Source organism: Halogranum gelatinilyticum (assembly GCF_900103715.1).
GTDB classification, from domain to species: Archaea; Halobacteriota; Halobacteria; order Halobacteriales; family Haloferacaceae; genus Halogranum; species Halogranum gelatinilyticum.
In genome coordinates, this window is the sequence record NZ_FNHL01000001.1 from 805,171 (window position 1) to 824,669 (window position 19,499).

Here is a 19,499-nt window from a genome sequence, read left to right on the forward strand (position 1 = left end):
ACGCGACTCGAACTCACAAGTCGGGGCCTCGCGGCCGACGGCCGACGGTCGACGGGAGACCGACGTGCCACACTACTCGGCGTGACACGCGCGGTCGGCCCTTCCGTCGCCGGCTCGGACACAGCCCGGCCCGTCTTCCCATCCCGACGACCGTTCGTCGGCGTTGCCGTCGACGTCGCCGACCCAGCGGCCGCCCGGCGCGGCGGTGAACGCGGCGGCGTGCGCTTCGAAGGAGATCCGCTCGCTGCGACCCAGCCGCTCCGCGCTCCCGTCGTCGTCGACATCGAGCGTGACGGCCGAGCCGTCGCGGACGTACTGCAGCGTCGACCCGCTGCCGTCGCCCGTGCCGGTGTGTGCGCGGACGGTGAACCGCAGATACGAGCCTTCGACGGTGACCCACCAGAGGTTGACCGTCGCGTACCAGTAGCCCGGTGCGGGCGCGACGGGCAGTCCAGCGGGAACGCCGTCGACCGACTGGGACAGATACCGCTTCGCCCCGCGCTTTCCAGCCCCGGCGGCCGCGTCCTCGACGGCCTTCGTCGCGTACTTCTCGGCCGTCTTCCCGGCGTAGTCGCGGACGACGCTCCCCGTCTCGTTCGTCCGGTCGAGGGGGACGGCCGCCCGCCGACTGTTCACCTCTCGGCCGAGGGTGACGCGCAGCCGCGTCCGCAGCCGGTCGGTCTCGTGAGCGGTCAGGTCGTCGCGAGCGCGGACCTCGGCGGCCAGTGCCGCGGCGAACGAGCCGTTGGCGACGGCGAGCGCGCGGTGGCCCGTCCCGTCCCAGCGAGCCATCGCGTCGCCGACTGCGTTCCGGTACGCTCGCTCGGAGAGGCTCGTCTCGGCGACGACGACGCCGCGCGTCTCGCGGGCGACGGCGACGACCGACCCCTGCACCGACGCCTGAAGCCGGTCGCGACGGTCGCGCAGCGTCGCGTTGGCCGTCCGGTCGAGCGTCCGGTTCGCCGCGACGAGCGTGCTGCCCGCGCTCCGGAGGTCGACGGTCGGCTCCGAGCGGACCGTCGACCCCAACACGTCCATCCCGTCGCCGTACGGGACGGCGAAGACGTTGATGTTGCGGGCGGCCAGCGGCCGGTAGCTGGCGTTCTCGGGGACGGCAGCGACGTGCTCGTTCGAGACGGTCGACAGCGTCAGATAGCCGGGCGAGCCGTCGGGGACGAGCGTGACGGTCTCGTTCGGCCCGCGATCGCCCACTGCGCGGTAGCCCACCGGCTCCACCTCGTCGCCCGCGTCGAGCGTCCGTGACGCGCCGTCGGCTGAGCCGAGCGCGGTGTCGCCGAGCGCGTCGTCGACGACGCCGCTCGTCTCGCGCTGGGCGTCCGCTCGCGCATCGAGTTCGGCGAGGACGCGGTCGAGGTAGGCGACGCGGGCGGCGACGCGTGCCCTGTCGGCGACGCCGTCGTAGCTGGCGGGCGCGTCGACGAGCGAGGCGCGCCGTTCGCGGAGCTTCGCGGCGAGCAGCGCGGGCGGGTTCGCCTCGCCGAGTGCGACGTCGCGCGTCGACACGGTGACGGTGGTGCGACGGACGCGCTCGCGGAGGTCGGCGAGGTCGGCGTAGACCCACCGACGCAGGTCGTCGGGGCGGTCGCCGTGAAGTACCACCGTCTCGTCGTCGAGGCGGCCGTCGGCGACGCGGCGGGCGAGCGAATCGCGGTCGGCGTCGAGCAACCGGTCGGTCGCGCGGGCCGGGACTCCCGCGAGGTTCGGGCCGTCGAGCGCGCCACCGCGTTCGAAGGACGGCCGTACCGGCCGTTCGGGTGCTGTCCCGTCGGGGTCGTACTCCCCCGTGACAGTGACCCGAACGCGGTACTCGTCGCGCCACGCGCCCCGCGTCCGACGCGTCTCGTTGCCACGTCGCCAGGTTCGGACGACGCTGTGGTGCTCCGTGACGCGCCGACCGAAGGCTGCGAACCGCTCGCTGCCGACACGGCTGGCGGTCCCGGCGGGACCGTCGACGCGGTAGTGCGAGTCGTGGTCCTCGTCGACGAGCGTCCAGTTCGACCCCGGCGAGTCGGCCGCCGGTTCGTCGCCCGCGCGGAGCAGGTCGACGTCGGTTCGCAGACGTGTCTCGGTGCGGTACGAACCTCGAAGCGTCCCGGCGAACGATCTGCCACTCCTTCCCGCCAGCAGGTCCGCGAAGGCGACGTCGGCGGTGCGGTTGACGCCGACCGTCATCGTCCGGTTCTCTCCCCGATTCGCCCCGGCGAGTTTCGGCGGCGCGCCGGTTCCCACCGGGTCGATTGGCGCAGGCGGGTAGGTCCGCTCCGTGACGCTCCCGAGCTTGCTCGACGTGACGGCGTGAGCGTCTTGGAGCGCGACGTGGCTTCTGGCCCACTGCAAGCCCCACCGAGCCTGCGGGTCGTCGCGGCCAAAGACGGCTCGCTGGGTCGCGAGCGCGCCGCCGTTGGCCGTCACCTCGACGTGGCGGTTGCCGAGAACGTTCGAGATTGGTGCGTTCGCCAGTTGCCCCGCGCTCCGCGCCCAGACGACCGGGGCGAGTCGGGCGGTCAGCTGGCGGCCGAGTCCCGGCCCGTCCTCCGGCTCGCGGTTCAGCCGCCGTTCGTACTCGGTCGTCCGCTGGTGGGCGAGGAGGACGGGCGTTCGGACGGTCAGAACCACTGTCTCGGTCTCGCTGGCAACGACGGTTTCCCCGTCCGTCTCCGTGTCCCTGTTCGCCTCTGGCTCCCCGTCGTCCCCCGCATCGATCGGCGGACGCCACGCCGTCGTCGTCAGATTCCGGACGGTCACGCGGAGTGCGGTGCCGTTCGCGGCCTGCTCGATACCGACCCGGCGTTTCGCCGCGGCGAGGTCGGCGGCGTCGTCGACCGGCGGCAGTGACGTCGCGGCGACGACGCCGGATGTCCGGACGCGCGTCGCACCGAGCTGTTCGTAGGCGGCGAGATAGACGCGAATCCGGAGCGCGTCGCGGAACGGCGTCGACTCGTTGAGTGCGCGACCGGCGGGCGTGTCGGCCCGTTCCGTCACGGGATTCCGAGCAGCGTCGCGGGCGGCGTCTTTCACCGCCGACCGGAGCGCGCTCGATGTCGACGCCGAGGCGCGGTCCATCGCCGTCGCGACGCTGTCGTCGTGGCGGAGCGGCCCGCCAGTCGAGAGCGTCGTCGCGTAGGTCGCGCTGCTGACGAGGAGGAGGACGCCGAGGAGCGCGAAGGGAATCCGCGCCCGGCGGTCGTCGGCGAGTCTCACGCCGACCACGTCCTGACGACGACGGTCACCTCGTCCACCCGCACGTCCGCGGCCGCCGCCTCGGGGGTGTCGTAGGCCTGCCGCAGGTCGTACTCGACCGCGCGGGCGACGGCGTCGGTCAGTCGCTCGTTGGCTGCCTCGGGATGAATCTCGCCGTCCCGGCCGACGACGTCGACGCCGAACAGCCGCCCCATCCGCCGGTAGCGGTACTCGGCGAACCGCGAGACGGGGTAGTCGCCGCGAAGCGCGAGCTGGAGGTCGTCGGCGGGGAACAGCCCCGCGACGACGCGTTCAGCGACAACGGTGGCGACGGCGGTGAACCGTTCGTCTTCCTCTGCTCCTTCCGCGGCGTCGACCGCGTCGCTCCGTGCCGACGGCAGCCCGCTCGGGACCGTTACTCGGGTCGCGTGAACCGCGGCGTCCGGCGGCGGCGACGAGCCGACCGTCACACAGCCGCGGAACTGTGAGCCTCGGTGCGGCTGCCACCGAGTCACGACCTGGACGGCCGTCTCCGTTCGTCCTGCCTTCCCCGTTCGACTCCCGCGCTCTACCTCGGCGGCGACCCGCTGACTGACCGCCGCCCGCAACCCGTCGCGGGTGTGCGTGAGCCGGTCGCCGCCGACCGCGACGCCGCCGACCGCGGCCTCGGCGAGGAGTGTCGCGGGCGTCCCGCGGGCGGTCCGGTCGAACTCGGGACCCTCGGCCGTCGGGAACGCGACGACCGCTTCGTCGGCCCGGCGCGCGCCGGGCGACAGGCTGTAGTTCACCGTCGCGGTCGTCGTCGTGAGCAGCGTCGCGACGGCGTCGGCCTCGGTCTCTCCGGTCGGCTGGGTCGCCTCGGGGACCGTCACGAGCGTCACGGCCGACGCACTGACGAGCAGGAGACACAGCCCGACGTCGAGTGCCGCGCTCGTCATCGCCAGACCACCACCTGCAGCCGGCCGGGCCGTATCTGTCCCGAGCCGACTCGGACGCCGACGCGTCGGCTTGCCGTCTGTGTCGCCTCGTCCTCCGGCGGCGTCGGTCCCGCGGTCCACCGCTGGCCGTCCGCGCGGACGCTGACGTGCAGTCCGTAGCCGTCGGGACCGGCGTCCAGTGCGCGCTCCTCACGGACGGGGTCGAGGATGCCCGTCGTCGATATCGCGTGCTCGACGCGGTCGAGCGTCGGCCCGGCCACGTCGCGCTCGCTCCCGAGCGACGTTGTCACGTCCGAGAGCACGCCAGCGTAGAGGCTCACACCTACGCAGACGGCAAACAGCGCGACGAGCGCGACGACCGGCTCGGTCTGGCCGCGAGTCTCCTCAGGCGTCGACCAGCGTGACATCCGTCTCCCCCCACGAGACGCGCCGGACGACGAGCGTCCGGTCGACCGTTTCCCACGTCGGTTCGCGCGTCCGCGCCTCCACGACCGCCTGGTGGAACGCTCGCTCGGACTCGAAGACGGTCGACGGCGGCTGACCGTAGAGCACCCGTTGGAGTGCCGAGCCGTCGGCCACGGGCGTCACCGGGCCGAACGCGTAGGCCGCGTGGACCGTCCCGGCGTCGTTCCGCAGGCTCACTCGGTGCGGGCCGAGTTTGACCGCACTCGCGTCGAGCGGATGTTCGGCCGTCGCGACGTGGTCGCCCGCGGCGAGTCGGTCGACCGTGTTGGCGACGGCGTTCGCGTCCGGCGGCGGCGTCGTCGGCAGCGACGAGACGACCCCGAGCAGCGCGACCCCCGCGAGTGCGAGTCCGATCCAGCTGTACCAGGCGTCGAGTGGCACGTCAAACATGGGCTGGGGTGGCCGCGTCTCCGTATTTAAACTCTCAGACCAGTAATCCCGCGGCGACGACGGCGGTGAGGTAGGTCGTCGTCGCCGCCAGGAGTGCCAGCCCGACGCGGTAGCCGACGAGCGCGAGGTCGACGCCGTGCTCTAGTCCCACTGCGAGCGCGGTTAGGACGGCCGCGAGGACGAGCACGTAGACGCCGACGGCCGTCCCGAGCGCGCCGGTCGCGAGCGGGTCTGCCGCGGCCGCGAGCGAATCCGCGGAGGCAGACGTCGCGGCCGACGTCGCCGACCCACCGAGCCGTCCGCCCTCGCCGCCTGCGTCGACGCTTCCCATCCGGTCGGCGAGCGTCACGGTCGCACCGCCGACGAGCGGCGCGAAGACCGCGGCGGTGTTCGCGAGCGTGCTCGTGACGGCAGCCAGTTCCTGGCGCGCCTCGCGGTCGACTTCCCGGAGCGATTCGAGCTGGTCGGCCATCGCGACGATGGCACTCCCGGCGGGCTTTCCCTGGGTCGCTGCGAGCGCGAGAAACGCGGCCATCCCACGGGCGCGGTCGCTCGGTACGTTCGAGAGCGCGCCGTGGCGGCCGAGGAAGGCGTCGCGGACGCCGACGCGGAGGGTCCGCTGGACGCGGACGGCGTCGTCGAGGAGGTCGCCGGTCGCGCCGCCGACCTCGTCGCCCGCGTGGACGAGTGCGGTCTCGACCGCCGTCCCCTCCGCGACGCGTCGGCCGACGAGGTAGAGCGCGTCCGGGAGACTCGACTCGACGGCGCGGACGTGGTCGCGGACGGCCTTCACCGGATAGAAGCGGACCGCGAGTGCCACGCCGACACCGCCGCCGACGCTGGCGACGGCTCCCGCCCAGCCGACGAGCGTCGAGCCGACGAGCCAGCCCGCCGCTGCGGCGACCGCGCCAGCGACCAGCGCGCGCCACGGCCGGGTGGGGACGTCGGGATGGCTGCGGGAGACGCGCGGCGGCGGGAACGCGACCGGCCGACGGAGCAGGAGCCATCCAGCGGCCGCGACGAGTGCCAGCGGCAGGAGCACGTCGTAGAGCACGACGACGACGGGGAGCGAGACGGGGACGCCGGCGACGCGTGCCGCCGGGAGGACGCCGACGAGTGCCAGCGGCAGGAGGACGCCGAAGGCGTAGACGGCGGTGGCTGGCCCACGGATTTCGGCGGCGAACGTCGCCATCCGCTCGCGGGTTCCGTCGAGGACCGCCGAGAGTGCCCGGTCCAGCGAGCGGGCGCGTTCGTCGTCCGGGGCCGACGCACTCGCCGTCAGGAGCGCGACGGACCGGTCGAGCGCGGGAAACCACTCGGACCACTCGCGGGCGAAGCCGTCGAACCCGCTCTGTGGCGTCCCGGTCGCCCGGCGGACGTGCTCGGCGAGGCTGTCGGCGAGCGGTCCCTCGCCGGTCCGTGCCGCGAACCGCGCCGCCCGCTCGGCCGTCGGGTCGATACGTAATCGGAGGACCGCACGGCCGACGAGTCCGGCCGTCGCCCCCAGCGCGCGCGTCCGTCTCGCACTCGCCGCGAGGACCGGCGCGCGGTGGACGCCGTGGGCCGCGAGACCGGCGGACGCGAGCGCGACGGACCCCACGAGACCGAGGGAGGTTGGGGAGCCGAGAGAACCGAGAGCACCAAGAGAGCCGACGGCAACGCCCGCGACGACGACCCCGAGCACACCGCAGACGACGGCGGCTCCGTAGCCCGCGCGGACGACGGTCTCCGCTCGGACGTCGGTGTCGAGATAGCCGAGCGAGCGGACGAGTTCCGTGCTCGGGTCGACCGGCCACGGATAGAGGCGAGCGAGCGTCTGCAGCAGCGTCCCCGTCGCCAGCGCGACGAGTCCGCGCTCCGACCCGGCTGCGTGCGCACTCATCGTTTGCGACCCCTTCCCCGACCCCGGTACGCCGCCACGACGTCGTCCGGGCGCGTCCGGCCGGTCGTCGCCAACGCCGCCAGCCCTTTCTCGCGCTCGTCGAGCAGTCTCCGCAGGTCCGCGTAGGACTCGTCGGCACGGGTGAGGTCGGCGACGAGCGTGCTGTTGCCGCGGGCGACCGTCCCGGTCGGCTCCAGGCCGTAACCCGTGCGCTCGAACAGCGACGCGAACCGGACGCCGTCGTCGGTCGTCCGCACCTCCTCGATGCTGGCGACGTGTCGGGAGTCGCCCGCAGCGCAGGTCACGAGCAGGTCGGTCGCGCCGAAGGAGGACTCCGGCACGTCGAGATCCGAGACGACCCGCTCGCGGACCGCCTGCCCTCCGTCGCCGTGGATGGTCCCGAGGACCGCACTCCCGCTCGCGCCGACGCGCATCGCCTCGTAGAGCGTCGCGGCCTCCTCCCCGCGGACCTCGCCGACGACGAGGGCACCTTCGCCGAGTCGGAGCGCGGTCCGGAGTGCCTCCGTCGGCGTCAGCGCGGCCCCGTCGTCGCTGCCCGCGTAGAGCGGCTGAACGTCGCGGCCCTGCGTCTGCAACGCGTCGACCGGCAACTCGGGGGTGTCCTCGATGGTGACCGTCCGGGTCCGCGCGGGCAGTTCCCAGAGGAGCGCGCCGAGCAGCGTCGTCTTGCCCGCGCCGCGCGCGCCAGCGACGAGACCGGCGGCGGCGCGTTCGACGGCGACAGAGAGCACCGCCGCCGCGTCGGCCGGGAGCGTGTCGTTGGCGACGAGTGCCGGAAGCGTCCACGCCTCGGCGTCGTGTCGGCGGAAGGCGAACCCGAGTCCGTCGCTGGCGGGCGCGCTCACGCCAGCGACACGGACGCTGCCAGCCTCGCCGTCGACTGCGGCGTTCTCGCCCACGTCGACCACGGCGTCGATGGTCGGCGTCGCCCGGGAGAAGGGCTTGCCGCTCGTCCGTCGGAAGCGCGAGGCGAGCGTCGCCACCCCGCCGGGCGTCAGCCGGACGTTCGTCGGGACCGTCTCGCCGTCGACGGTGACGCGGACCGGGTTCTCGGTCACGGGGGCGGTGACGAAGACGTCGGAGACGCGCGGGTCGGCGAAGGGGTCTTCGAGCACGCCGTGGCCGCGGGTGTAGGTCGCGAGTTCGCCCGCCAGCGTCTCGACCGGCTCGTCGTCGTCGGCGACGGCTCGGACCGCCCGCCCCGGTGCGCGAGTCCCGCCTTCGACGCCGCCGTGTGCCAGCCGTTCTTCGGCGGCCGCGAGCGTCCGCGTCGACCGGTCGTCGAGCGTGTGTGCGACGGGTTCGAGATGATACTCGCGGCCGTCCCCCGCGCGGTCGTAGAGTCTGACGGTCGCTCCCGTGTCGAGCGACCAGCGGTCGACGAGCGTGGCGTCCGGCGGCGTCGCGAGTCGGACGTGCGCGCGGGCGACGGTCGGACCGACGAACGGGGCGAGCGCGTGGCCGTATCTCCCGACATCCGCCTTGTCGGCGGTGTCGTCATGATCGGTGTCGGTGTCACGGTCGCTGTCGTCGTCTCCGACGCCACCGTCGTTGCCGTCGCCGTCGCCGCCGCCGACAGCGGCAGCGACCTCTGCCAGCCCCGTCTCGGCGGCGATAGTCGCCGTCGCGTCGGCCCGGCCGCGGGCGTCGTGGGCTGCCCCGAGCGGGTCACGCCGGGCGCGCTCGGCGAGCCGTTCGTCGTGGAAGGCGGCGCGTTCGACGAACCGACCGGCGGCGAGCAGGAGTGCTGCGGCTCGGTCCGCGTAGGTCCGCTCGCGGCCGCCGGAGACGCTCCGGACCACGTCGGCGTCGCGGTCTGCGAGTGCGTCGACGACGGTCGCTCGGCACTCCGGCGACGCTGCGAGGTCGCCACGGCCGGGACAGCCGTCGGCGTCGACGACGAGTTCCACCCGGTCGCCGACGGCGGTCCCCGTCGGCTCCTCGAAAGAGCAGAGACACTGACAGTCGGCCGTCGACGCGCCGTGGAAGCGGTCGGTGAGGTCGGACAGACGCGAGAGCATGGGCCGCGGTGGCCGCGGCTTCGTACTTGAAGCTGTGGTCGGACGTCCGGTGTCTCACTCTCGCGCGACGACGACGGCGACGCTCCCGTCACGACGGGTGAGCGTCAGCGTCAGTCGGTGCCGTCCGGTCTCGCGCAACACCAGCGGCCCGTCGGCGACGACGAGCGGGACATCGAGGCGGACGCGTCGCTGGCGGCCGTTGTCGAGTTCGTAGCCCACCATCGGCCGTCGACAGCCCTCACCGTCACGGCAGCCGACCCGTATCGCGTCGACGCCAGCGGCCGTCCACGACCGTGCGGGGACGGAAACCGAGAGAACCCGGCGGGCACCGGGGACCCCCGAGACCGTGGCGTCGTCGTCGTCGACCAGCGAGGTGGCAGCGGCCGAGAGCCGTGCCATCTCCCCGTCGAGGTGGGCCGCTGTCCGGTCGGCGCGGGCACTGTCGACCGCCGGGAGCGACGTGGCGAGGAGGGCGGTCGCGACGGCGACGGCGACGACGACGCGGATCACAGGACGCGCCGAAGCCGCGAGGCGAGGTCGTCGTCTTCGGTCCGTTCGGTGCTGTCGTCGTCGACTCCAGCGTCCGCGTGCCGTGTCTCGGCTGCAGGCAGGTCGAGGTCGTCGACGGTCGGCCCGTCGCTCACCTGTTCGGCGACGGCTTCGGCCGTGGCGAGCGCGGCGTCGGCTCGCCGTTCGACGTCGCGGTTGACGGCGCGGACGCCGCCGACGTAGCCGCGGACGGCCTGGACGGCGGCTTCCAGTTCCGTGAGCCGCTCGTCGACCGTCTCGGCCCGTGTTTCCAGTTCGGTAAGTCGTCGTTCGACGTCGGCGGCGTCCGAGAGGTCGTCGACCGCCGTCTCGCCGTCGGTCAGCGCGCGTTCGACCGCGTCGAGTCGCTCTGTGAGGTCGTCAGCCATGGCCGGTGGTGGCCCCGTTTTCGCAGAAAAACCTTCGCGGGGGAACGTTCAAGGGGGGACCGGCCAACGTGTCACTTATGAAGACCGTCCTGATTGGTGTCGGCCAAGCCGGCGGCAAGCTGGCGACCTCCCTCGTCGAATTCGACGACCGTATGGGATTCGACGCGATCACCGGCGCGCTGGCGATCAACAGCGCGAAGGCAGACCTCCAACCCCTCCCCCTCGAAACCGTCCTCGTCGGCCAAGACAAGGTCAACGGCCACGGCGTTGGCGGCGACAACGAACTCGGCGCGGAAGTGATGCAGTCGGACGCCCGCGAAGTCATGGGCGCGCTCGACGGCAACATTACCGCCGCGGCCGAGGCCATCGTCGTCGTCGCCGGACTCGGCGGCGGCACCGGCTCCGGCGGCGCGCCCGTCGTCGTGAAAGAACTCCAACGCGTCTACGACGTGCCCGTCTACGCGCTCGGCGTCCTCCCCGGCCGCGGCGAGGGCGCGATGTTCCAGGTCAACGCCGGACGGTCGCTCAAGACCCTGGCCCGCGAAGCCGATTCGGTGCTCCTGGTCGACAACGACGCGTGGCGTTCCTCCGGCGAGAGCATGGAAGAGGGCTACGACGCCATCAACGAGGCCATCGCCCGCCGCGTCGGCCTGCTTCTCGCCTCCGGCGAGGCCGTCGAAGGCGTCGGCGAGAGCGTCGTCGACTCCAGCGAGATCATCAACACGCTCCGTTCTGGTGGAATCGCCTCGCTGGGATACGCCAGTGCCGAAGCCGGGGAAGACGCCGCCGACAACATCAACACCGTGATGAGTACGGCCCGCCGCGCGCTCTTGACCGGGGCGAGTCTCCCCGACGCGACGACGGCCGATTCGGCACTCGTCGTCGTCGCCGCCGAGTCGGACCGTATCCCGCGGAAGGGCGTCGAACGCGCGCGCCGCTGGATCGAGGACGAGACCGGCAGTATGCAGGTCCGTGGCGGCGACTTCCCGCTCGGGAGCGAACGGATCGCGACGCTCGTTCTCCTCGGTGGTGTCGAGCGGTCGACGCGGGTCGAACAGTTCATCGAGCGCGCGAAAGAGGCGCGTGAAGAAGCGAAACAAGAGCGACAGGACCCGAACACCGCCTTCGCCAACGACGAGTTGGACTCGCTGTTCTGAGTGCTCCTCGGCTCTCTGTTTTCGACGGCAGAGCCACGGCTCCGTGAGTGACGACAGGGTGAACAGACGAGGAAAGACGGAAAAAGACGGAGCGTGAGACGAGAGAGCGGCCTTACCGCGACAGCAGACAGCCGCCGTCGAACTCCGAGCGCTGGTAGTCGACGTCCATCAGGTCGAGGATGGTCGGCGCGATGTCGAAGAGGTCCGCGTCCTCGATGGATGCCTCGGGGTCGTCGATGTAGAGCGAGGCGTTGTCGAAGCTGTGCATCCCGTTACGCGGGCCGGTGCCGAACACGTCGTCGTAGCCCTTGAAGCCGGCTTTGAGGTCGAAGCCGTGGTTCGGGATGACGACGAGGTCCGGGGCGATGTCGTCGTGGTCGCCGCGGAAGGCCTCCTCCTTCTCGACGACACGGGCGGCCACCTTGGTGCCGTCGGGACCTTCGAGGTTTTTGAGGGCCTCCTTCAGCTCGGCACGCTTGGTCTCGTACTCGCTTTTCGGCACGGAGCCGCGGGGTTCGCGGCCTTCGAGGTTGAGGTAGAAGCGGCCGGGAATGAGCGAGTAGGCCTCGGTCTCGTCGGCGATGTCGCCGAGTTCGGCGTGGTCGTCGCTCTCGTAGGAGAGCCAGCCCTCCTGCTGGAGCCAGGTGTTGAAGTGGACCTCGTAGTCCAGCGAGGTGAAGCCGTGGTCGGAGGCGACGACGAGCGTGACGTCGTCGGGGAGCATCTTGCGGATCTTCCCGATGTACTCGTCGACCTTCTTGTAGAAGTCGATGAAGGCCTGCTTGTTCGCGCCGTCGCGCTCGTAGTCCTTGAACAGGAAGTGGTTGACCCGGTCGGTCGTCATGAAGACGCCGAAGAAGAGGTCCCAGTCGTCGGCGGTGAGATACTTCTCGAACGCCTCGAAGCGTTTGTCGAGCGTCTTGTGTGCGTCGTCGACGAAGTCGGACTTGTCGTCCTTGTGGCCGAGTTTGGCGTTGACGTCGATCTTGTAGTCCATCGACTGGAGGTCGTCGCGGAACTCGTCGGGGTAGGCGGCCTTGTCGACGCCGGGCGAGAGGAAGCCCGAGACCATCCGCTGGACGTTGCGCTGCGGCGGGAACGTGACGGGCACGTTCATCACCGTCGCGTCGAGACCGGCCTCGCTCACGCGGTCCCAGAGACGCTTGGCCTGGACGTCCCGACCCATCGGGACGTAGGTGTCGTAGCTCCCGACCTCACGGTCTTGGAAGCCGTAGACGCCGGTCTCTCCGGGGTTGACGCCGGTCGTGAGGGCGGGCCAACAGGCGCTGGACTCCGGCGGAACGATGCTGTCGATGGCCCCGGCGCTGCCGTCCTCGGCGAGTGCCGCGAAGTTGGGGAACTCGTCGCGGTGCTCGTCGAGGAGGCTGAACGGCACCCCGTCGATGCCGATGAAAGCGACGCGCGGGTTGTCGTTGCCGCGCAGTCGGTCGAACAATCCCATACACTCGGGTACCCGGGAGAGGCATAAAGAAGCTTCCATAGATGCGTCTTCTGACGCTGTCTGTGACGGTCTCTCCCGACGGAACTGTTGGACGGCGACCGACTCGACTACGGCACGGACAGCGAGCCACGCGCGGCCGGAATCCGAAACGACATATCCGGTCCCGCCTAAGCCCCGACCATGGCTACAGCCAGCGTCAGGGGTCCGATGAAGGAACATCCGGCGGCCGCGACGGCGGTTCTCTCGGTCGTCGGATACGGCATCGTCATCGGCACCTTCGCCGGGCTCGTTCCTGAATCTCTGTTCCCGGATCTCTCGCTCCAGCAGGTGAACCTCCTCTCACACGCCATCGCCGCCATCAACACGACGGCGACGATTCTCTTGGTTCTCGGCTGGCGGTGGATTCGCCAAAACGAGGTGAAGAAACACGCCGCCGCGATGACCGGCTCGTTCGGTCTCATCCTCGTCTTCCTCGTGCTCTATCTCACGAAGATCGGCGGCGGCGGGACCAAGGAGATCGTAGGCGCGCCGCAGCTCGTCTACTACGCCTACCTCGCGATGCTCGCCATCCACATCATTCTCTCCATCGTCGCCGTCCCGGTGGTGCTCTACGCGCTCATCCTCGGCATCACCCACACGCCGACGGAACTCCGCCAGGAGACGCCTCACAAGAAGATCGGCCGCATCGCGGCGGGCTCGTGGATTCTGTCGCTCTCGCTCGGCGTCGTCACCTACGTCATGCTGAACTGGGTGTACGCGTACGAGTTTACCGCCTGATTCGGCGACTGAGGTCTCTCCCACGCTCCGTTCGCCTCAATAAACTATTGTAAATCGACAGCGGTTTTCAAGTGTTCTCGACAGTGCTGAGCCGACAGTCTGGCGCGTGGCTTCGCGCCGTCTCGTCGGCGCGTGACACGCACGCGAGGGATGAGCACCGCAAGGAGCGAAGCGACTGAGGAGCGCAGTCGGTTGGGGAGGGAGTGGCTGTGGCGGGCGGGACTGAAAGGGGACGCGCTGTCGGCGTCTGTGTGAGCGGAGCGAACGCAGGCCAGCGAGAGTCTGCGACTCTCGCGTGAACCCCGGTGCCTCAAGCACCGCAGGCCGGAGGCCGAGGAGCACAGAGGGAGCGCGGGAGCCGACAGTGCGTGGGCTTTCGATGTGTTCACTGTCCTAACGACTACTACACCGCGAACTTTGAAACCAAAAATACAGTCAGTCGTGCCGAAGACCGCTAGCCGATGTACCGAAGATCGTCGCCGGTCGGCACGGCCTCCTGCTGCTGTTGCATCTCCTGAATCTTGCCGACGACTTCCTCCATCTCCTCGGCGCGCTCCTCCAAGGACTCGTAGTTGAGTTCGAAGCCGACGACTTCCTCCAGTATCTCAAGCACCGCACGGGCACTCTTCGGGTCGACGAGGTAGCCGCTCGTCTCGCCCATGAGGCAGGTCGCGTCGAAGCCGCGGCGCGCGCCGAGACCGAGTACGAGACCACTGACGCCGACGACGCCGCCCGCGGGTTCGTCCTCGCGGAACTCGACGCCCGCTTCTTCGAGGTCGTCGACGAGCGCGCTATCGGTCACGGCACCGAGGACGGTGTACTCCTCGATGAGTTCGCCCGTCGGGACGCCGCCGAGCGCGTAGGCGCGCGTCGCGCCGAACTCTTCGGCGATGTCGAGGAAGGCGTCCGTGAGATGGTAGTGGCCGTCGTTCGACTGCGCCTGGTGGTCGCCCGTGAGGACGAGGAGGTCTTCCTCACCCACGTCGACCGCGTGGAACTCCGCGCAGGTCAGCGAGGCGACGCCCTCGTCGTCGATGTTGACCTGCGGCGGGAACTCGTCGGTGTAGACGCGGCGGACGAGTTCGCTGTCGAACTCTTCGAGGAGATACTCCGCGGCGAGTTTGCCGACGTGGCCGACGCCGGGCAGCCCCTCGACGAAGACGGGGTCGTCGAGGTCCGGGTCGGCGACGACGTCGATTTCGATGGATTCCATATCCGGCCAGTCGGGACGTGGCGGCTTAATAGGTTTGAAGACGAGACCCGTCGCTCGGCGTGTCGAAGAACGCGGGAAGAAAACGCGGCCTACTCGCGACGACGCTTGGCCCGCCGCCGGTACTCGCCGTAGGGGTCCTCGGGGTTGAACGGCGCGGGCGCGCTGTTCTCGGCGTCGGCACCGCACTCCGGACACGTCGCCGAGAGCGTGTACACCGGGCGGGGGTGGGCGTCGCGCCACGCCGAACAGACCCGGATGTCCGAGTGCATCGGTTATTCGTCGTCTTCCGTGCGTTCGCGGTGGTATTCGGCAGTCCCACCGACGGCCTCGATGGCCTCGCGGGCGCGCTCGGCACTCGCTTCGAGCTGCGCCTCGGCCGTCTTGTAGTCGGGTGCCTTCACCTTGATGCGGTATTCGGGCGACCCGACGTAGGCGACGGTGAGTTCAATTCCGTCGGGAATCTCACCGTTTCCTTCGGCGGCCTTCAGTGCGTCCTTGATGTCGTCGACGCCGTCGGGCGTCGGACAGCGGAGGTCGACGTAGCCGGTGACGTTGACGTAGGGCACCGAGACGTTCTCGCGGGCCGTCTGGACGACGGCCTGCTTCTCGTCCTCCTCGATGTCGACGTCTTCGAGTGCCTCCATCCCGTGGATGGCGGCCTGCTCGAATCCATCGTAGAGCGACTCGTACTCGGCGAGCAGGGCGTTGGCGACGGCTCCGTACTGCTCGTCGGAGACGTCTTCGCCGAACGCGATGGCCATCCACTTGTCGGCCTTCTGCTCGTTCTTCCAGTCCTGAATCTTCTCTTTGCGCTGGTGCTCGTTGACGTCCTTGATCGAGAGGTCGATCTGCTGGGAACTCTCGTCGATGTCGAGCACCTTTGCGACGACCGTCTGTCCCTCGCGGACGTGGTCGCGGACGTTCTTGATCCAGCCGCTCGCGACCTCGCTGATGTGCGCGAGGCCACGCTTGTTCTCGTACTCCTCGAGGTCGACGAAGACCCCGAAGTCGGCAATCTCGTCTACCTTGCCGACGACGAGGTCACCTTTGTCGGGCCAGCCACTGTACTTCATACTGGGTCCTCCAGGGGGTTACCGTGCCTCGACGGTCTCGACAACCTCACCCTCGAAGGCAGCGTTGCTGCCGGCGGGGCGAGCGAGGACGGTTCCGCAGACGGCGCAGTTGACGACCGTCGCGGCCTTGCCGAAGACGACCTGTTCGTTCTCACAGTCCTGACACTTGAGCTTGTAGAAGTTCCCTGCCATCGTTACTCCTGGAACTCCAGTCGGCCTGCGCGCCAGCCTTCGCGCATGTGGGCCTTGCCACAGTCGCTACAGCGGTATTTCAGGTGGGTTTTCTTCGTCGGCTTGTCGCCACCGGGCACCTTCGAGAACTTCCCGGCGTTCCCGATGACTTTCTTGCCGCGCTTCTGCTGACGCGCGTTCCACTTCATCCCCGTCGGACGGCCCTTTCGGACCTTCTCGACTTCGTGTTCGTGGTGTGCCTTACAATGCGGGCAGTACGTGTTGAATCGGCGAGGCATCTGCATAGATATCTACCTTACGCGAGATTTGGCGTGGGGCGTTAAAACCAGTTTGGTTTCTCCGAGGCCTCGTGGGGGAGTTTCTCACCCTCACGGACGGCACCGCCGACTCCCTCGTCGACGTCGAGCGAGCCGTCCCCGACGGCGACGGCACAGCCAACCCTCATCGAAGCCGTTAAGCGGCGACTGTGCCAACGGGCGACTATGCAGCACCTCATCGTGCACGGGGACCCCGGCATCCGCAAGGACGCCATCATCAACTACGACGACACCGAGCAGGTCTGCTTCTCTATCCAGCGACAGGGCGACTACCACGGACCCGACGAGGTCCAGCTGTGGTGCGTCATCGGGACGGAAGACGAACGCGAGGCCTTCGACAAGCGGGAGTTCGTCCCGCACTGGCTCGACGTCGACGACATCGAGGCCGACGCCCTCGACGTCATCGAGGCCTCTAGCGACATGGCCGTCTAACCGGACCTGCGACACCCCCTTTCTCACAGACCGTCGACTGGAGAGCCGTGCACAGCGTCGCAAGTCGTGTCCGCGTCGAGCAGTCGGCGTCGACCAGCCGACGTCGAACTCGCCGTTCCGGCGAGTGGCCCAGGTCCTACCGGCAGTGGTCGTCGGAGCCGACCCGACCCAGCCTGACCGGAGCCGACCCGGCCTGACTGGAGTCGACCCGACTCGACCTGACCGAAGCCGACTCCACCTGCCGAAGCCGACTCCACCTGACCTACCCGCGCAGTCGCTCGGCGATCAGTCGGTCGACGTTGTAGAGGAGGACCGCGACGGAGAGCAGCGTCGTCGCGAGGAAGACGACGAGCTGTGGCGGGCCAGACGTGAAACTTCCGAGTGCTGCCCCGCCGAAGCCGACGAGCGTCAACTCGACCCACGTGACGAGAATCCGTGACAGCGGGAGCCGCCCGAGGAGACTCTCCGAACTACCGTCACCCTCGCCAACTCCTGCTCGTTCGGCCGTCTCGTCGGCTATCGGTTCTGTCGCCTCCATCCTTTCCGTTTCTTCCGTCGCTTCCGTTTCCTCCATCGGTTGTTCTGTCTCTTGCATGGTAGTCAGTAGGAGTCCGTCGACTGGACCGGACCGCTGAACGTGTTGTACAACACCGCGAAGTACGTCGCGATGAGCGGCAGCAACAGCGCGGCCGCGACCGACATGAGGTTAAGCGGGAGCGTCGACACGATGCTCTCGCCGAGCGAGAGGTCAGTCGCCGGGTCGGTAAGCGGGAACAGCAGGAGCGCGACCACCGTGACGAGTCCGTAGGTCAGCACCGCGCTCACGGCGAGTGCGAGGAGGTCTCGGTCCGCGCGGAGTGCCCAGACGTAGCCCCCGGCGAGGACGACGGTCGCGACGACGAGCGCGAGGACGGGTGCGGTCAACAGCCCCGTCTGTAGTCTCGCGGCGGCGAGCGCGAGTGCCACGAGCGAGACGACGACGGCGACGAGGTAGCCGACCACGGCGAGTTCGCCGTACCGACGGAGGTCCGCTCTGAGCGTCCCGCGCGTCTTCACTCGAAGGAAGGCGGTCCCCGAGACCACGGTCAGCGCGACGACGGCGGCTCCGACGGTGAACGCTGGGAGCGTGAGCGTCCGCGGGCTGCCGGTCAGCCAGTTGGCGACGAACATCCCGAGCAGGAACGGGGCGGCGATGCTGCCGACCACGAACGACCGGCCCCACCACCGCTGCCACCGCTCGTCGTGGCGTTGTTCGTACATCTCCGGAGCCAACCCGCGGAGGATGAGCGCGCCGAGGATACCGAACATCAGCAGGTAGTGGCGACTGAACAGGTTCGCGTAGACGGCCGGGAAGGCGGCGAACAGCGCGCCGCCGAAGACGACCAGCCAGACCTCGTTGCCGTCCCAGAACGGCCCGATGGCGGCCAGAATCGTCTCGCGCTCCTCGTCGTCGTCGCGGGTCGCGAACAGCGCTCCGGCCCCGAAGTCGAAGCCGTCGAGGAACAGGAACGTCCCGAGGATCGCGAACACGAGCGCGAACCAGAGTTCCGGCAGCGGCAGCCCGAACAGCGGCTCACTCGCTAACGTGGCCACGTCAGTCATCGACGGACACCCCGCCTTCCTGCTCGGGGGTCGGCACCCGAGTGGTCCGCAGTTCGTCGGCAGCCGGCGGCCCGCCGCGGATGATGCGGGTGACGACGTAGGTGTAGAGCGCGAGCAGTCCGAAATAGACGACTGCGAAGCCGACGAGCGTCAGCGTCGCTTCCGCGCCGGTCAGCCCCGGTGAGACGCCCTCACTCGTGAGGAGGACGCCCTGGACGACCCACGGCTGGCGGCCGACCTCGGTCACGATCCAGCCGAGTTCGACCGCGAGGATGCCGAGCACCGACGAGGCCATGAGTGCTTTGTGGAGCAGGTCGTCGTCGAACAGTTCGCCGCGCCACCAGCGGTACGCACCCCAGAACGCGAGAAGGATGAACCAAAAGCCCATCCCGACCATCGCGCGGAACGCCCAGAAGACGATGGCGACGGGGGGTGCCTCCGTCTCGAACGTGTCCAACCCGCGTATCGTCGCCTGCGCGTCACCCCCGCTGGCGAGCCACGAGGCACCGCCGGGGATGCCGATACCGAACAGCTGCTTGGCGCGTGGGTCGGTGATGTCCGCGAGACTCGTCGGGAACGCGATGAGATATTCGGGGACGTACGAGTCGGTCTCCCAGACCGCCTCCATCGCGGCGAACTTCTGCGGCTGCGTCTCGTAGACGTGGCGGGCGTAGAGGTCGCCGTGGACGACCTGCAACGGCGCGGTGATGAGGAGCGCGACGAGCGCGATCTTCAACGTCGTCTCCCAGAAGGAGATCTCTTCGACGGGATAGCCCCAGACGTGGTGGCGGAAGACGTGGTACGCCGCTACCCCCGCCATGAACAGCGCGACGGACTCGACGGCCGCGTTCTGCATATGGACGAACATATACGGGAACCGCGGGTTCGCATACGCCGCGATCGGGTCCGTGAGGAGAACGATGGTTTGGCCGCCCTTCTGGGCGAGTTCGAACCCCTGCGGGGTCTGCATCCACGAGTTGGCGATCAGAATCCAGACGGCCGACAGCCACGTCCCGGCGGCGACGGCGACGCTCGACACGAAGTACAGCCGGTCGGAGACGCGCTCGCGGCCGAACACGAAGATGCCGAGGAACGTCGCCTCCAACATGAACGCCATCATCCCCTCGGTCGCCAGCGGACCGCCGAACAGCTCGCCAGCGAACGCCGAGAACGCGGCGAAGTTGGTCCCGAACTCGAATTCGAGGACGATGCCCGTGACGGTGCCGACGACGAAACTCACCGCGAATATCTTCGTCCAGAACCGCCTGAGCTGTTCGTACACCGGGGCACCGCCCCGAATCTCCTTCCACGTGAAGTAGACGAGAAAGGGCGCAAGCCCCATGCTCATCACGGGGAAGATGATGTGCACGATGGTCGTGAGCGCGAACTGCAACCGACTTGCGATGACTGGGTCAACCATGGATGTAGTGGGGGCGAAC

Annotated in this window: 21 protein-coding genes; 3 read left to right on the forward strand and 18 right to left on the reverse strand. The window is 69.5% G+C overall.

Annotated features, from left to right (window positions below):
- Positions 1-72 precede the first annotated feature (72 nt).
- From BLR57_RS19245 to BLR57_RS04170, 8 genes are read right to left on the reverse strand one after another with little or no spacing between them, the layout of a single operon-like run.
- On the reverse strand, positions 73-3,222 hold the full coding sequence (locus tag BLR57_RS19245) for a DUF7286 family protein (RefSeq protein WP_170830557.1): 3,150 nt from the start codon (positions 3,220-3,222) through the stop codon (positions 73-75).
- The gene (locus tag BLR57_RS04140) at positions 3,219-4,139 is read right to left on the reverse strand and encodes a DUF7284 family protein (protein WP_089694419.1); all 921 of its coding nucleotides are present in this window, start codon (positions 4,137-4,139) and stop codon (positions 3,219-3,221) included. Before BLR57_RS04140 ends, BLR57_RS19245 begins: the two co-directional genes overlap by 4 nt.
- Positions 4,136-4,546: a DUF7285 family protein gene (locus tag BLR57_RS04145; protein ID WP_089694421.1), complete on the reverse strand. Its 411-nt coding sequence runs from the start codon at positions 4,544-4,546 to the stop codon at positions 4,136-4,138. The genes BLR57_RS04140 and BLR57_RS04145 overlap by 4 nt, the downstream gene beginning before the upstream one ends.
- Positions 4,524-4,994, reverse strand: coding sequence for a DUF7283 family protein (locus tag BLR57_RS04150; RefSeq protein ID WP_089694422.1), 471 nt, complete (start codon positions 4,992-4,994; stop codon positions 4,524-4,526). Before BLR57_RS04150 ends, BLR57_RS04145 begins: the two co-directional genes overlap by 23 nt.
- A gap of 34 nt (positions 4,995-5,028) precedes the next feature.
- Positions 5,029-6,876 (reverse strand): type II secretion system protein, encoded by a 1,848-nt coding sequence (locus BLR57_RS04155; RefSeq protein ID WP_089694424.1) that lies wholly within the window; start codon positions 6,874-6,876, stop codon positions 5,029-5,031.
- On the reverse strand, positions 6,873-8,918 hold the full coding sequence (locus BLR57_RS04160) for an ATPase, T2SS/T4P/T4SS family (protein WP_089694426.1): 2,046 nt from the start codon (positions 8,916-8,918) through the stop codon (positions 6,873-6,875). The genes BLR57_RS04155 and BLR57_RS04160 overlap by 4 nt, the downstream gene beginning before the upstream one ends.
- A 54-nt stretch (positions 8,919-8,972) precedes the next feature.
- The gene (locus BLR57_RS04165) at positions 8,973-9,428 is read right to left on the reverse strand and encodes a DUF7311 family protein (RefSeq protein WP_089694428.1); all 456 of its coding nucleotides are present in this window, start codon (positions 9,426-9,428) and stop codon (positions 8,973-8,975) included.
- Positions 9,425-9,835, reverse strand: coding sequence for a DUF7310 family coiled-coil domain-containing protein (locus BLR57_RS04170; RefSeq protein WP_089694430.1), 411 nt, complete (start codon positions 9,833-9,835; stop codon positions 9,425-9,427). The genes BLR57_RS04165 and BLR57_RS04170 overlap by 4 nt, the downstream gene beginning before the upstream one ends.
- A gap of 77 nt (positions 9,836-9,912) precedes the next feature.
- On the opposite strand from BLR57_RS04170, the gene BLR57_RS04175 reads away from it, so the two are divergent.
- Positions 9,913-10,992 carry a tubulin/FtsZ family protein gene (locus BLR57_RS04175; RefSeq protein ID WP_089694433.1) on the forward strand — a complete coding sequence of 360 codons (1,080 nt, stop codon included), beginning with the start codon at positions 9,913-9,915 and terminating at the stop codon, positions 10,990-10,992.
- Positions 10,993-11,104: 112 nt separating this feature from the next.
- Here the strand turns inward: BLR57_RS04175 and BLR57_RS04180 are convergent, their stop codons facing one another.
- Complete coding sequence (locus BLR57_RS04180; protein WP_089694435.1) at positions 11,105-12,454, reverse strand: alkaline phosphatase family protein; 1,350 nt, start codon at positions 12,452-12,454, stop codon at positions 11,105-11,107.
- Positions 12,455-12,634: 180 nt separating this feature from the next.
- Here BLR57_RS04180 and BLR57_RS04185 point away from each other — a divergent pair, with 180 nt between their 5' ends.
- Positions 12,635-13,231, forward strand: a complete 597-nt coding sequence (locus BLR57_RS04185) for a DUF420 domain-containing protein (RefSeq protein WP_089694438.1) — start codon at positions 12,635-12,637, stop codon at positions 13,229-13,231.
- 454 nt (positions 13,232-13,685) lie between these two features.
- On the opposite strand, the gene BLR57_RS04190 is transcribed toward BLR57_RS04185, so the two are convergent.
- The 6 genes from BLR57_RS04190 to BLR57_RS19830 form a co-directional block, all read right to left on the reverse strand.
- A complete protein-coding gene (locus BLR57_RS04190; RefSeq protein WP_089694440.1) occupies positions 13,686-14,444 on the reverse strand; it encodes a proteasome assembly chaperone family protein in 759 nt (252 codons plus the stop codon).
- 89 nt (positions 14,445-14,533) lie between these two features.
- Complete coding sequence (locus tag BLR57_RS04195; protein WP_089694442.1) at positions 14,534-14,713, reverse strand: RNA-protein complex protein Nop10; 180 nt, start codon at positions 14,711-14,713, stop codon at positions 14,534-14,536.
- 3 nt (positions 14,714-14,716) lie between these two features.
- On the reverse strand, positions 14,717-15,517 hold the full coding sequence (locus BLR57_RS04200) for a translation initiation factor IF-2 subunit alpha (protein WP_089694444.1): 801 nt from the start codon (positions 15,515-15,517) through the stop codon (positions 14,717-14,719).
- Between the two features lie 18 nt (positions 15,518-15,535).
- Entirely contained in the window at positions 15,536-15,709 is a 174-nt protein-coding gene (locus BLR57_RS04205) for a 30S ribosomal protein S27e (protein WP_089694446.1), read from the reverse strand.
- Positions 15,710-15,711: 2 nt separating this feature from the next.
- A complete protein-coding gene (locus BLR57_RS04210; RefSeq protein WP_009366299.1) occupies positions 15,712-15,993 on the reverse strand; it encodes a 50S ribosomal protein L44e in 282 nt (93 codons plus the stop codon).
- A 35-nt stretch (positions 15,994-16,028) separates the two neighbouring features.
- Complete coding sequence (locus BLR57_RS19830) at positions 16,029-16,154, reverse strand: hypothetical protein (RefSeq protein ID WP_280140437.1); 126 nt, start codon at positions 16,152-16,154, stop codon at positions 16,029-16,031.
- A 37-nt stretch (positions 16,155-16,191) separates the two neighbouring features.
- On the opposite strand from BLR57_RS19830, the gene BLR57_RS04215 reads away from it, so the two are divergent.
- Positions 16,192-16,458: an HAH_0734 family protein gene (locus BLR57_RS04215; protein WP_089694448.1), complete on the forward strand. Its 267-nt coding sequence runs from the start codon at positions 16,192-16,194 to the stop codon at positions 16,456-16,458.
- Positions 16,459-16,720: 262 nt separating this feature from the next.
- Here the strand turns inward: BLR57_RS04215 and BLR57_RS19680 are convergent, their stop codons facing one another.
- The 3 genes from BLR57_RS19680 to BLR57_RS04230 are packed head-to-tail and all read right to left on the reverse strand — an operon-like array spanning position 16,721 to position 19,480.
- A complete protein-coding gene (locus tag BLR57_RS19680) occupies positions 16,721-17,053 on the reverse strand; it encodes a hypothetical protein (protein WP_244509899.1) in 333 nt (110 codons plus the stop codon).
- Positions 17,054-17,058: 5 nt separating this feature from the next.
- Complete coding sequence (gene cydB, locus BLR57_RS04225) at positions 17,059-18,060, reverse strand: cytochrome d ubiquinol oxidase subunit II (protein WP_089694450.1); 1,002 nt, start codon at positions 18,058-18,060, stop codon at positions 17,059-17,061.
- Complete coding sequence (locus BLR57_RS04230) at positions 18,053-19,480, reverse strand: cytochrome ubiquinol oxidase subunit I (protein WP_089694452.1); 1,428 nt, start codon at positions 19,478-19,480, stop codon at positions 18,053-18,055. Before BLR57_RS04230 ends, cydB begins: the two co-directional genes overlap by 8 nt.
- Positions 19,481-19,499 lie beyond the last annotated feature (19 nt).

Bases quoted from the DNA above. Each gene is read 5' to 3' on its own strand.
- BLR57_RS04215 (WP_089694448.1), top strand. From the start codon at position 16,192: ATGCAGCACCTCATCGTGCACGGGGACCCCGGCATCCGCAAGGACGCC.
- cydB (WP_089694450.1), bottom strand. From the start codon at position 18,060: ATGACTGACGTGGCCACGTTAGCGAGTGAGCCGCTGTTCGGGCTGCCG.
- BLR57_RS04160 (WP_089694426.1), bottom strand. From the start codon at position 8,918: ATGCTCTCGCGTCTGTCCGACCTCACCGACCGCTTCCACGGCGCGTCG.
- BLR57_RS04170 (WP_089694430.1), bottom strand. From the start codon at position 9,835: ATGGCTGACGACCTCACAGAGCGACTCGACGCGGTCGAACGCGCGCTG.
- BLR57_RS04200 (WP_089694444.1), bottom strand. From the start codon at position 15,517: ATGAAGTACAGTGGCTGGCCCGACAAAGGTGACCTCGTCGTCGGCAAG.
- BLR57_RS04155 (WP_089694424.1), bottom strand. From the start codon at position 6,876: ATGAGTGCGCACGCAGCCGGGTCGGAGCGCGGACTCGTCGCGCTGGCG.
- BLR57_RS04140 (WP_089694419.1), bottom strand. From the start codon at position 4,139: ATGACGAGCGCGGCACTCGACGTCGGGCTGTGTCTCCTGCTCGTCAGT.
- BLR57_RS04190 (WP_089694440.1), bottom strand. From the start codon at position 14,444: ATGGAATCCATCGAAATCGACGTCGTCGCCGACCCGGACCTCGACGAC.
- BLR57_RS04145 (WP_089694421.1), bottom strand. From the start codon at position 4,546: ATGTCACGCTGGTCGACGCCTGAGGAGACTCGCGGCCAGACCGAGCCG.
- BLR57_RS04205 (WP_089694446.1), bottom strand. From the start codon at position 15,709: ATGGCAGGGAACTTCTACAAGCTCAAGTGTCAGGACTGTGAGAACGAA.
- BLR57_RS19680 (WP_244509899.1), bottom strand. From the start codon at position 17,053: ATGCAAGAGACAGAACAACCGATGGAGGAAACGGAAGCGACGGAAGAA.
- BLR57_RS04185 (WP_089694438.1), top strand. From the start codon at position 12,635: ATGGCTACAGCCAGCGTCAGGGGTCCGATGAAGGAACATCCGGCGGCC.
- BLR57_RS04195 (WP_089694442.1), bottom strand. From the start codon at position 14,713: ATGCACTCGGACATCCGGGTCTGTTCGGCGTGGCGCGACGCCCACCCC.
- BLR57_RS04175 (WP_089694433.1), top strand. From the start codon at position 9,913: ATGAAGACCGTCCTGATTGGTGTCGGCCAAGCCGGCGGCAAGCTGGCG.
- BLR57_RS04150 (WP_089694422.1), bottom strand. From the start codon at position 4,994: ATGTTTGACGTGCCACTCGACGCCTGGTACAGCTGGATCGGACTCGCA.
- BLR57_RS04210 (WP_009366299.1), bottom strand. From the start codon at position 15,993: ATGCAGATGCCTCGCCGATTCAACACGTACTGCCCGCATTGTAAGGCA.
- BLR57_RS04230 (WP_089694452.1), bottom strand. From the start codon at position 19,480: ATGGTTGACCCAGTCATCGCAAGTCGGTTGCAGTTCGCGCTCACGACC.
- BLR57_RS19830 (WP_280140437.1), bottom strand. From the start codon at position 16,154: ATGAGGGTTGGCTGTGCCGTCGCCGTCGGGGACGGCTCGCTCGACGTC.
- BLR57_RS04180 (WP_089694435.1), bottom strand. From the start codon at position 12,454: ATGGGATTGTTCGACCGACTGCGCGGCAACGACAACCCGCGCGTCGCT.